Here is a 13,144-nt window from a genome sequence, read left to right on the forward strand (position 1 = left end):
CGCCCGGTTAATGACATAACGGATGTGAATGCCATGCTTACCAGGCGATCACCACATCACTGGGCTGCAGATTCAGGTTCTCCACCCGAACCGGTAGTTCGGCAATACTGAAATGAGGTTGGACCTGTTTGATTTTGGCAACCATGCGGGTGTCAGACAGCTGTACCATCCGCTGCTGATCCCGGTCGAACACATCAATGGTGCGATAAACCGCCAGCATATCACCAGGACGCAATCCGCTGCTGGCCCCCTGGTTTACATAGATACGGTATTTGTCGGCCTTGGAAATATTGGCCATAAACGGCTGGCATTGAATGGTATCCTGCAAATCGACAATGGTCTCGGCAATCAACTTACTGACCTGACTACCAAAGTCGGTCCGCCAGAATGCGGCACTGCCAAACTCGACAATGGCATTGCGTCGTGCATCCCAGCGTCCTTTCACTTCATAGCGGCTCTGGAATACCATCGCACCGGAATAGCCATCATGAACATACAGATCAACCACCATGTGGCGCATTCTGGCCTGTGTGCCGAGACCCACGGTTTTCATGAGTCCGGTCCAGGGTTTGATATCCGGGGCATTGGGGTTTTCCATGGAAATATCCCGCACCACACCACTGACCACAAACTGCACTCCCAATTGCTTGGCGGTTTCCACAGCTTTGGTCAGAGCGTTATCGGTATTCCAGTTGGTAGGGGCATTGGCAACGGTTGGATACAACATCATGTAACTGGCATCCAATGCCTGAATACCGGGCAAACCATTGAGACTGTTGACCAGTTGAGACGGAAAATTACGATCTACCGCACCAAGCTGACCCATTGAGGCCTGTTCTGGATACTGCATGGGAAAGCCGGTCACGGCTACGGTTTTGCGAAAGTCATTGGCCACATGGGTGGCACAGACCTGATCTTCACTGACCAGCGCCCGAATGGTCACATAGTAAGTACCACTGCGGCTGTATTCATCAACCACTTTCAGACTTTTCACCTTGGCGGCGGAATTGATACGCAGATGGTCGACCACCAGTGAACCGTTTTCCAAAACCTGTGTGCTGCGCACCTTGGCATTCACCTGCATGGAGGCATTTTCAATCGCCTGCCGCAATGCCCGCATTCTCGCGGCATCTTTATCACCAAAGGCGATTTCGGCCTGACCGCTGGCTTCGACCATCGAGCCATAAGCACTGTCATTCCGCCAGTCCGGGTTCAAATCATCGGCGGCTGCCAAAGACCCAAGGAGAGAAAAAATAATTGCCAGGATTACAGGTTTCACGGTACTCAGCTCCTATCGGCTATTCGATAAAATAAAGACCGGTATCAAGGTCATTCACGTTCTGGCGACTAAGGCCATTACGTTTATAGGATTCCAAATCGTGAATCATCTCAGATGCACATTGAGCATTACGACGACCATTACTCTGTATAGTCAGGCAATTACGAAACCCTTCATCAATAATCATTTCGAGAATGGTTTCGTAACTGCCATCCTCCATTTTATCCTGGGAAACCACTCGTGCTCCGAGAATATAAGTATCAACATAGGCGCGGAACCGGTCATCTTTGGCAACCAGATTCTCAACCGTTGAATTACCGGTGATGGACGTGCCATACACCCGTTCAGCCAGGGTACGATAGGCATCGAGCTTCGATGCCCGCAATGCCATCAACTTGAGCTGTACTGGCGAAAGATCTTTCGCCTTGGGGTCAACAGCACCGTAACCAACCACTCGTAGTACCATGGGTTCCATTGACGGCAATTTGCTGTTGATCTGCTGCACCTGAGACTCAATCTCAGCAATCTTTTCCCGTTTTTGTGCACCCGATGTCAGGCTGCAGCTGGAAATAAGCAGTATTGTGATCGGTACTAAAATGGTAAATTTATGTAAATGCATAGCGGCTCCGGAGTCTAAAATCTGGCTGTTGGCTGAGTCTTCCCTCGCCCCTCCAATTACAGCTATCGGCTTGAAAGGACCTTTTCCTTAATTCCTATTAGTTATAAAAAATCATTTAATAAAACAGTCAACAAAATGACGATTTGTACAATGAAGCCGGAAAAATCATTGGCGAACCTCAAATTTCTGCGGAAAACGACTTAGAACAGCCGAAAAAACCCTGCATGCAGAATTTGCACATTGTGTAAGCAAGTCTAGTCTAAAGAAATAAACACGAAGTCAAAGGCTGAAGCCCACATGAAAACCAAAATATTGATAACCTCTGGCATGTTGCTCTCAACTACTGCTTTCGCCGACAGTTTTGTCGCTAACGACAGCCGCACCAATGCAATGGGTGGTGCCGGTGTTGCTGCTGCCTACCCGGCACAGGCCGTCAATCTGAATCCTGGATTACTGGCCAATTACGACGAAGGCGAAAAAGTACAGATCATTCTGCCGGCCTTAGGTGCATATAGCGAAGACCAAAAAGGTTTGTTCAGGGAAGTGGAGAAGTTTATCGATGAACTGTATCCATCTTATGAGGACCTGGAGACTCTCGATCTTAGTAGCAGTATCGATGGTATGGTGAATACCGCCAACAATGTTGAGACTGCCGTACAAAACTACGAAGACGACCCCAGCGCTGCCAATCTGGCCGCGTTGAAAAGTGCCAATGCAGATCTTAATAACTCTATCACCACGGTTCGTTCAGATCTTTCCAGCATCAATTCAATTGTGGTTCAAACCCGGGAGACCTTCGAAAGTTTCAGTTCCCGTCCATCTCAGGTTGGCATGATGGGCATGCTGGGCATCGGCTTACCCAACAAAAACTATCCTTTCGCGCTGGCGGTCAATACCAATGGCTATGTGGGTGGTCAGTTCAATCTGGTCAACAGTGATCTGGAGCCCACGGAATTGACATTGAATGACCTGGATGAATACCTCAATCTGGTCGGCAATGTATCCACCAGCCTGGATACGGTTATTGAGGTTGCCGAAACCTATGACAGCAGCGACCCCGACAGTGTTAATGCCTATGACGCCGCACAGGGGGACTTCTCGAATGCAGTCAACGCAGTCGACAACGCCAATACCAGTAACGGCGTATTCGTTAACGGTGATTACGACGGTGTTACCGAATTAAATACCGATGACTTCAAATCCTCTGTCGATCTGGTCGGGGTTTGGATAACAGAACTGTCGCTGGCCATGGGACGCGATTTTAAAATCGCCGAAGAAGAGTTTTCCGCCGGTGCAGCCATTAAAATGCAGCAAATTACGGTGTTTGAAAAAAATGTCATCTACAGTGAAATTGAAAATGATGCTTCCAATGCCGTTGACGAAGCCATCAACGAAAACCAGAAAGAGTACTTCCGTTTCAATGCCGATCTTGGCGTGGTCAAAAGCTTTGATTACAAAGGCCAGATCACCGCAGGAGCAGTGATTAAAAACATCGTTCCCTGGGATCTTGAATCAGCGAGCGGACAAACCATTAAACTGCGCCCACAGGTGAGAATCGGGGCGGCACATCAGACCCGCTTTACCACGTTAGTGGCTGACCTCGATGTCACCGAAAACAAACCCATGGATATCGGCGTCGCCACCCGTTACCTGTCACTCGGAGCAGAATTGAATGCCTACGATTGGGCGGCGTTTCGGATTGGCTACAAAAACAACCTGAGTGAATCAGATTCCAGTGCGGTTTCTCTGGGACTTGGACTGACACCGTTTGGTGTTGGTGTGGACCTGAGCGTCTGGGGATCGCCCAGTGACGAAGAAAGCGAAATCGCTAAAAATGCCGGTGCCATGGCACAGATTTCAATTCGTTTCTAGCCATCACTGCCCCCTTCTATCCTTTCGTTGCCGGGCCTCATCAGAGCGCCCGGTACAACCCCAGGTGTGGGCAGAGCCGCACCAAAACACCCCGGCAAAATACTCCCATAGTGGTAAAAGTCTCCCCCTGAAGTGCCGTTTTCCTGGCACATGAATTGCCAATGTCATCTTCATCGTCCTTTTCATCGGTATCCGTTATGAGCTCCAGAATTATCGATACGACTTGCGCCTATTGTGGCGTTGGTTGCGGCATGACTGCAGAAGTCGAGAACCAGTCCATCATTGCACTGACCGGCGATACGCATCACCCAGCCAATCATGGCCGCCTGTGTGTCAAAGGCTCTACTCTGGCAGATACCGTCAGAACTGAAGGCCGGCTCACTCAACCCAGCGTTTCAGGCCAGCCCGTCAGCTGGAACGAGGCAATCTCCACCGTGGCCAAAGGTTTCAGCGACACCATCGCCAGATACGGTGCCGACGCTGTAGCATTTTATGTGTCCGGTCAGTTATTGACGGAAGACTATTACGTTGCCAACAAACTGATGAAGGGTTATATCGGCAGCGCCAACATCGATACCAATTCCCGGCTGTGCATGTCGTCATCGGTGGCCGGCCATAAACGAGCCTTCGGATCTGACACGGTGCCAAACAGTTATGAAGATCTGGAACAGGCCCGGTTAATCGTGCTGACAGGTTCCAACACCGCTTGGTGTCATCCGGTACTGTTCCAGCGAATAAAGCATGCCCGACAGAAAAACCCCGAACTGAAGGTCGTGGTCATCGACCCAAGAGAAACCGATACCCTGGCCATTGCCGATCTGCATATCAATCTTAAAGCCGGCACCGACGTAGCCCTGTTCAACGGTTTGTTTAATTATCTCGTGCAACAGGACCGGCTGGATCATCAATATCTGCATGATCATGTGAACGGCTTTGAACAAACGCAGACACAATTGGCCGGACAACAGCGATCCATCGCCGATGTGGCACAGCAGTGTGATGTTGACGAAAACCGGATACAGCAGTTCTATGACTGGTTTACCAACACCGAACAGGTGGTGACCTGTTATTCTCAGGGCGTGAATCAGTCGAGCCGGGGAACGGATAAAGTCAACTCCATCCTGAATTGTCATTTGATTACCGGCCGTATTGGTAAACCTGGCTGCGGCCCGCTGTCTCTGACCGGTCAACCCAATGCCATGGGAGGGCGCGAGGTCGGCGGACTGGCCAACACGCTGGCTGCGCATATGGATTTCAAAGAAGAGGATATTGCCACCGTTCAACAATTCTGGAACAGCCCGACCATCGCCCGACAACCCGGCTTAAAAGCCGTGGATCTGTTTTCAGCCGTTGACAGCGGCCGCATCAAAGCGATTTGGATCATGGCCACAAATCCGGTCGTCAGTCTGCCCAATGCATCGATAGTCAGCCGGGCGCTGCAGCGATGCGAGTTTGTCGTCGTATCAGACATCGTTGCTCAGGGTGATACGTCAGCCTTTGCCGATGTGTTATTGCCGGCCGCAGGCTGGGGAGAAAAAGACGGTACGGTCACCAATTCCGAACGCAGAATTTCACGCCAGAGGCGTCTGCTGCCATCACCTGGAGAGGCCCGCCCGGACTGGCGGATCATTTGCGATGTCGCTATCGCCATGGGTTTCCAACAGGGTTTCGAATTTAACTCTCCAGCAGATATTTTTCGCGAACACGCCCGGTTGTCCGGTTACCAGAATCATGGACAGCGCGACTTTGATATTTCTGCTCTGGCCGAGATCAGCGACGGCGAATACGACACCCTGATGCCGGTTCAATGGCCGGTCAACCAACAATATCCCGACGGCTGCAAACGACTGTTCAAAGCCGGTGGTTTTTTCACGCCGAATCGCAAAGCACAATTAATTGCAACCACCTGCCATCCACCTCAATATGCCACTGACCAGGAATATCCGTTGCAACTGAACAGCGGCCGCAGTCGCGACCACTGGCACACCATGACACGTACCGAACTGGCCGTGACCCTCAACCGTCACCGTTCAGAACCCTGGGTGGAAATCCATCCCGATACCGCAGTGCAGTACGGCATCGAAGCCGGTCATTGGATCCGCATCGACAGCCAATGGGGCAATATCCGGGTGCGGGCGACGATCAGCAAACGGATTCGGCCCGAGCAGATTTTTGTCCCGATTCACTGGAGCCGGCAACTGGCCAATTCCGCTTGGTTGGGAGCGGTGGTCAACCCGGCAGTGGACCCTTTCTCAGGCCAGCCGGAATCCAAACACACACCGGTCAGGATCTGTTCATGGCAACCGGCCTGGCAGGCCAAACTGTTAACCCGGAAAGCCCTGCCGCTGCCAGCAGTCGATTACTGCGTACGCGAACGGACATCATTCGGTTTCATCTACCATCTGGCCGGAGACGAAACCATCGACCACTGGCAAAGCTGGTTATTCCAGCAGTTCTCTGACATTCCGGGTGGCTTACAGGTCGTCACGCAGCGCAACGCAGAACCGATGACACTTCGACTGTCCCTGCTGCATCAGCAACAATTGTTCGCGGCATTACTGGTACAACAGCACGATCCATTCAACCGGCAATGGCTGACGGAATTATTCAACCGCTCCACACTGGATGGCGAACAAATGGCCATGCTGTTGAGTGATGATGAACAACTCGCCAATGATCCCGGAGAAACCGTCTGTTCGTGTCATGCGGTCGGTAAAAACACAATCATCAATGCCATTCAGTCTCAACGCCTGAGCAGTGAAAAAGAAGTGGGCCATTGCACCCGGGCAGGTACCAATTGTGGTTCATGTCTGCCCGAAATACGCGCGCTCTTGCAAGCTCAACAGGGATTAATGATGGAACTGGAAAACACTTGAGCGGAATCTGCAGATGGTTTGCACCATTACCACTCAAAATCGCCTCATTACGCGGCCGTCATTGCCTGGCATTACCTATTGCGAGGTACCACGAGGCCGACGGGCATATGGATTGCTGTAATCCTTCCCGGCAACTATGACAGGACAATCCAATGAAGCAGCAGAAACTATTGGTTATCGGTAACGGCATGGTCGGTCACAAAGCCGTCGAACTACTCGCCACCCAATCGCAGTACCAGCTTCAGGTGCTCGGCAGAGAACCGCGACCGGCTTATGACCGTGTTCATCTGAGCAGTTTTTTTTCCGGTCTGGGAGCCAGTGAGCTGTCATTGGTCGATGATGATTTTTACCGCAGTCATGGCATCGAAGTCAGCATGTCCTGCAACGTCCGTCAGATCGACCGCGAGAGCAAAACAGTACTGACCGAAGAGGGTCATGAATATGCCTACGACAAACTTATTCTGGCCACCGGATCGGTTCCATTTGTGCCGCCGGTGCCTGGCAGAGATCAGCCTCACTGTCATGTCTACCGGACCATTGAGGATTTACTGGCCATCCAGGATTCCGCCCTTCAGAGCCGGGTGGGTGTAGTCATCGGCGGAGGTCTGCTGGGTCTGGAAGCAGCGAAGGCTCTACACGATCTGGGCCTGACCGCCCATGTCGTGGAATTTGCACCGCAACTGATGGCAGTCCAACTCGATGCCGAAGGTGGGGCGCTGTTGCGGGAAAAGATCGAGGCATTGGACGTGGGCGTGCACACCGGCAAAAACACCCTCGAAATCATCGCCGGCACACAGCAACGGTATCGCATGAATTTTGCCGACGACACCTACCTGGAAACCGACATGATCGTATTCTCCGCCGGCATCCGGCCGCAGGACGATCTCGCCCGCCAGGCGGGCCTGACAATTGGCGAGCGCGGAGGCATTGTCATCAACGAGTTCTGTCAGACGTCTGATCCGGATATCTATGCCATTGGCGAATGTGCCTTGCGCAACGGTCGCATTTTTGGCCTGGTCGCTCCCGGCTATGAAATGGCCAGAGTGGCCGTCGCCCATCTCAACGGCCGGACGGATTCATGTTTCAACGGTGCCGACATGAGTACCCGATTGAAGCTGCTCGGAGTGGACGTGGCTGCAATTGGCGATGCCCACGGCCGCACCCCGGACTGCTGCTGTCTGAGCTGGCTGGATCAGGAAAACCAGAACTATCAAAAAGTGGTATTGAGTCCTGATCGAAAACGGCTGCTCGGTGCGGTGCTGGTGGGTGACACCAAAGATTATGACCAGTGGCTGCCGCTGATGATGAACCAGATGGAGCTGTCCGATCCACCGGAGTACATGATTTTGCCCGAAGCCTTCCGCCAGTCCTCCGCCTTTGACATCAACAGCCTGAGCGATGATACCTGGGTCTGCCGCTGTAATCGGGTCAACAAAGGCGATATTCGCGATGCGATCCAAAACGGTTGTACAGACCTTGGCAGTATTACCCATGCAACCGGCGCAGCCTCAACCTGCGGTTCCTGTGCCAGCCTGGTCCGGCAGATCCTGCAAAGTGAAACCGTAGCAATGGAAGCATCTCTGATACAAACCGACTGACAAGACCATTTGCACCGTGCAGGATCTGCTCTAATACTTTTTATCTGTCACAACAGTTATTAGAATCATTTCTCAGACTCTGGTTGAGAAATTTATGTTCCTGCTTCGTATCCTGGCGATTATCTCGTTTTTCGTTTATCTGGTATCGCCGGCATTGCTGCCGGAAACGGCTGATCCCTGGTATAACCCGTTTATCATCTGGTTTGGATTAATCTGCATTACCTTCTTCCTGTTTTTGCCAGAGGAAAACTCCCAATGACTTTTAGCCTGAGTCTGCTGTTTGCCATCGGCTTTGGTTATCTGCTCCTACTGTTTCTACTGGCTCATGTGGTTGAAAAAGAATGGATCGCCCGTGAATGGGCCCGACATCCGCTGGTTTATGTGCTATCGATCGGGGTGTACTGTTCAGCCTGGGCATATTTCGGAACCACCGGGCTGGCCTACGAATATGGTTACGGCTACCTGACCTATTACATGGGACTGTCAGCAGCCTTCCTGCTCTATCCTTTCCTGCTTAAACCGTTCTTGAAAATCACCAAGAACCATTCGCTTGGCTCTCTGGCCGATGTATTCGCCTTTCGTTATCACAGCCGCTGGGCCGGCACGGCCACCACAATTTGTATGCTGCTGGCCATTCTGCCGTTACTGGCCTTGCAGATTCAGGCGATTACCGATGCCACGGTCATCCTCGCACCTGACACCAATGCCACACCGGTCGGTCTGGCTTTCTGTGCCATGATGATTGCCTTCACTACATTATATGGTGCTCGCCAGATCCATCCCCGTGAGCGCCACCGTTCACTGATTTTTGCCATCGCCTTTGAATCGTTTTTCAAACTGCTGATGTTTGTCGGCCTCGGCATCGTCGCAGTGTTTTATGTGTTTGAGACACCGGAAAAACTACAGCAATGGCTCAACGGTCCCGGATTCATCCTGCGTAACCGGCTCAACACCATGCCTATCCAGACCTGGATGTTGATGTCGTTGCTGTTTATCTTCGCGCCACTCACCATGCCTCATCTGTTTCAGGCATTGTTACGGGAAAACCGCAATCCGACTCATCTTCGCTATGCCACCTGGGCGGTGCCCATTTACCTGTTTCTGATGGCGTTACCGGTGTTACCGATCATGTGGGCCGGCATGTATCTGGGCCAGCCGACGAATCCGGAGTTTTATTCCCTGGCACTGGGTCTGGGACTGCAATCACCGGTTATCACCATCCTGGCCTACCTCGGCGGTGTTTCTGCCGCCTCGGGCCTGCTCATCGTTGCCACTCTGGCAATGGCCTCGATGACCCTGAATCATGTCATCCTGCCCATTCACACCCCCAAAGGTGATGAGGATATCTATCACTGGCTGCTGTGGACCCGGCGGGGGCTGATTGTCACCATTATCCTGGCGGCTTATCTGGTCTACATGCTGTTGGGCCAAATCCATAATCTCAGCTCCCTGGGCATTGCCAGCTTTGTCGGAGTGTTGCAATTTGTACCGGGCATCATTGGCACGGTGTTCTGGAGCCGGGCCAACCGCAAGGGCTTCCTCACCGGTCTGGTCGCCGGCATGCTGATCTGGTTTATCAGTATTTTTTATCCACTGCTGGTGGATTCGTTTTCACTCACTTATCGGTTACCCCTGCGTTTTGCCCTGAGCGAATCTGCCTGGGCCTACGCCACGTCCATTTCCATCAGCGTCAATCTGGTGTTATTTCTGGTGGTTTCATGGTTTACCGAAACGTCTGAAGAAGAAAAAAAAGCCGCCCGCGCCTGCTCTCAGGATGCCCTGGCTGACACCAAACGCAGACAGCTGGTGGCCCGCAGTTCTGATCAGATTACCGAAGCGCTTTCCACCGCACTGGGAAAGGTCAGTGCTGAGCGCGAGGTTAACCGGGTTCTCAAAGAGCTGAATCTGCCGGTCGGTGAATATCGACCGTTTGCCCTTCGCCGCATGCGCGACCGCATTGAGACCAACCTGTCGGGTCTGATGGGACCATCGGTGGCACAGACCATCGTCCAACGCTACCTGCCCTATGCCAGTGATGATGAATTCGGCAAAGAAGACATCAACCTGATCGAAAGTCAGCTGGAAGGCTATCACACCCAACTGACTGGCCTGGCGGCAGAACTGGACAATCTGCGCCGTTATCATCGCCAGACTCTTGAAAACCTGCCGGTCGGGGTGTGTTCCATCGGCAGCGATACAGAAGTGCTGATGTGGAACCCGATCATGACCGAGATCACCGGGATTGAGGCCAAGGATATTGTCGGCTCCCACCTCAACTCCCTGCCCCTGCAATGGCAGACACTGCTCAGCCGGTTCATGCAGGGACTCAGCACCCATGCCTATAAAAAGGAACTGGTCATCGGCTCACGCAAACGCTGGTATAACCTGCATAAGGCATCGTTGCCCCAGGGCGAAAAAACCCTGTCTGAAGGTACCGTGATCCTGGTCGAGGACCAGACCGAAATTCAGATGCTTGAAGATGAACTGGTTCATACCGAACGTCTGGCCTCCATCGGCAGCCTGGCCGCAGGGGTTGCCCACGAAATCGGCAACCCGGTGACCGGCATCGACTGCCTGGCCCAGGACCTGCTCTATGAGAGTGACTCTCCCATGGTAAAAGAGGCTGCTGAACAGATCCGCGAGCAGACCCGACGTGTCACTCAGATCGTCCAGAGCCTGGTCAACTACGCCCATGCCGGGTCGACCACCGGAAAAAGCGAGCACATCGCCCACCCCCTTCACATGATCGTACACGAGGCAATCAAACTGCTCGAACTGTCGAAAAAAAGCCGGGACGTGGAATTTATCAACAATGTGCCACAGCAAGTGGAAGTCATCTGCGACCCTCACCGTCTGTCACAGGTATTCATCAATCTTCTCAACAACGCCCGTGATGCCAGTGAGCCCGGTTCTTACGTCGCGGTGAATCTGCATGAGCCTGAAAACAACCATTTTGTCACCGTTGAAGTACTGGATCGCGGCAGCGGTATTAATCCTGAACACCTCGATCACATCTTCGAACCTTTTTTTACCACCAAGGATGTTGGCAAGGGCACAGGCCTGGGTTTATGGATTGCCTACAGCATTGTTGAAGAACATTATGGCCAGATTCAAGTCGAAAGCCCTGCGTTTAAAGTGGAAGGGATTGGTACAAGCGTTATAATCACCCTCCCAAAAGCCAACAGGCCTTCTAATCCAGAGGAGCAATTATGAGTCATATACTGGTAGTCGAAGATGAAATCATCATCCGCGGAGCACTGAGAAGACTGTTGGAGCGCCATGACTACCGGGTTACAGAAGCAGGATCGGTACACGAAGCGACTCAATATCCACTGAACTCGTTCGATCTGATCATCAGTGATCTCCGGCTGCCAGAAGCACACGGGACTGACCTGATTGACATGGCACCAGATGTACCGGTGCTGATCATGACCAGTTATGCCAGTATGAAATCCGCCGTGGATGCCATGAAAATGGGAGCGGTCGATTACATCGCCAAACCCTTCGACCATGATGAAATGATTCGTACTGTTGAACGGATCGTAAAAAAAGATCACCGCGATACCGCTCAGGTCAAGGAATCCTCAAACGACAGTAACAGCTCCAAAATAACCGGCCTGGGCGAAATGGTCGGCTCCTGCCCGGCGATGAAAAAACTGTATACCCGTATTCTCAAAGTCGCCCCTGCCGACATAACGGTTCTGATACACGGGGAATCGGGAACCGGTAAAGAGCTGGCCGCCAAAGCCATTCACACCAACAGTACCCGTGCCGATGCACCTTTAGTCAGCGTTAACTGCGCCGCCATTCCCGAGAGTCTGATCGAATCCGAACTGTTTGGTCACGAAAAAGGAGCATTTACCGGTGCCAGCGCAGCCCGTCAGGGACTCGTGGAAGCCGCCGAAGATGGCACCCTGTTTCTGGATGAAATTGGTGAGCTGCCCATGGAAGCCCAGGCCAGATTGCTGCGGGTGCTGCAGGAAAACGAAGTTCGGCGGGTGGGATCGGTCCATGCTAAAAAAGTGAATGTCCGGCTGGTGGCGGCAACACACCGTAATCTGCGGCAACTGGTGAAAGAAGGGCGTTTCCGTGAAGATTTGTACTACCGGTTACAGGTGATTGAAATCACCCTGCCACCGTTGCGGGAACGGGGCAAGGATATTCTGGAAATCGGCAGAAGCCTGCTGATCAAACACAAAGAGCGGTTGAAACTGAACCAGGACATTCATTTTTCCAAAAAAGCCGAAGAAGCCATGGCAATGTATTCGTGGCCAGGCAATGTTCGGGAACTGGAAAACGCAGTACAGCGGGCGCTGATTCTGGCAGAGACCAATGAAATCAATGTCGAACTATTGGGTATAGATGAAGACGATTTCCATATTCCGGAAACCCTTGTAAATGTCTCGGCCCGAGTACCATCAACCCCGGTTATGGAAAGCCAGCCAGAGGAATCCCCAGACAGCGGCTTTGAAGACTTATCGCTGGAAGACTATTTTCAGCACTTTGTCATTGAGCATCAGGAATCCATGAGCGAAACGGAGCTGGCCCAAAAATTGGGAATCAGCCGCAAATGTTTGTGGGAACGACGCCAACGCCTGGGTATCCCACGTCCCAAGAAAGGCACAGCCAGTCTGCCGGCTCAACAACAGGCGGGAAACGGCTGATTCTTAAAAACCGTCAACAGCCTGAATACCTCATCATCGGTCTGATACTCTGTTTGAATTGAACTGTTTTTGTTGCCGGGCAGAGTTACCTGAGCTCCTTTATTCCCCCTTCTATGGCCTCTCCTGATACCGGTTGGTGCTTTCACTGACCTGTATCAACTATTCAGAACTGCATCAAAATTAATCAGCGCTGAACATTCAGTCAATATTTTCGAGATTTGTTACCTGTATCCCCG

At 52.1% G+C, this 13,144-nt stretch carries 8 protein-coding genes; 6 read left to right on the top strand and 2 right to left on the bottom strand.

The window, feature by feature from the left end; all coding sequences use genetic code 11:
* Positions 1-37: 37 nt before the first annotated feature.
* A complete protein-coding gene (locus YC6258_RS23385; protein WP_044619026.1) occupies positions 38-1,279 on the bottom strand; it encodes a flagellar assembly protein T N-terminal domain-containing protein in 1,242 nt (413 codons plus the stop codon).
* Positions 1,280-1,298: 19 nt separating this feature from the next.
* Positions 1,299-1,898: an LPP20 family lipoprotein gene (locus YC6258_RS23390; RefSeq protein ID WP_044619027.1), complete on the bottom strand. Its 600-nt coding sequence runs from the start codon at positions 1,896-1,898 to the stop codon at positions 1,299-1,301.
* Positions 1,899-2,195: 297 nt separating this feature from the next.
* Between YC6258_RS23390 and traF the strand changes: the two genes are divergently transcribed.
* From traF to YC6258_RS23415, 6 genes are all read left to right on the top strand, one after another.
* A complete protein-coding gene (gene traF, locus YC6258_RS23395) occupies positions 2,196-3,770 on the top strand; it encodes a conjugal transfer protein TraF (RefSeq protein ID WP_044619028.1) in 1,575 nt (524 codons plus the stop codon).
* Positions 3,771-3,967: 197 nt separating this feature from the next.
* Complete coding sequence (locus YC6258_RS23400; RefSeq protein ID WP_044619029.1) at positions 3,968-6,646, top strand: nitrate reductase; 2,679 nt, start codon at positions 3,968-3,970, stop codon at positions 6,644-6,646.
* 152 nt (positions 6,647-6,798) lie between these two features.
* A complete protein-coding gene (nirB, locus tag YC6258_RS23405) occupies positions 6,799-8,244 on the top strand; it encodes a nitrite reductase large subunit NirB (protein ID WP_052830535.1) in 1,446 nt (481 codons plus the stop codon).
* A gap of 94 nt (positions 8,245-8,338) precedes the next feature.
* On the top strand, positions 8,339-8,503 hold the full coding sequence (locus YC6258_RS30425; protein WP_169749019.1) for a hypothetical protein: 165 nt from the start codon (positions 8,339-8,341) through the stop codon (positions 8,501-8,503).
* Positions 8,500-11,457, top strand: a complete 2,958-nt coding sequence (locus YC6258_RS23410; protein ID WP_044619030.1) for a sensor histidine kinase — start codon at positions 8,500-8,502, stop codon at positions 11,455-11,457. Before YC6258_RS30425 ends, YC6258_RS23410 begins: the two co-directional genes overlap by 4 nt.
* Complete coding sequence (locus YC6258_RS23415; RefSeq protein ID WP_044619031.1) at positions 11,454-12,908, top strand: sigma-54-dependent transcriptional regulator; 1,455 nt, start codon at positions 11,454-11,456, stop codon at positions 12,906-12,908. The genes YC6258_RS23410 and YC6258_RS23415 overlap by 4 nt, the downstream gene beginning before the upstream one ends.
* The last annotated feature ends 236 nt before the right edge of the window (positions 12,909-13,144 follow it).

This window comes from Gynuella sunshinyii YC6258, from assembly GCF_000940805.1.
GTDB classification, from domain to species: Bacteria; Pseudomonadota; Gammaproteobacteria; order Pseudomonadales; family Natronospirillaceae; genus Gynuella; species Gynuella sunshinyii.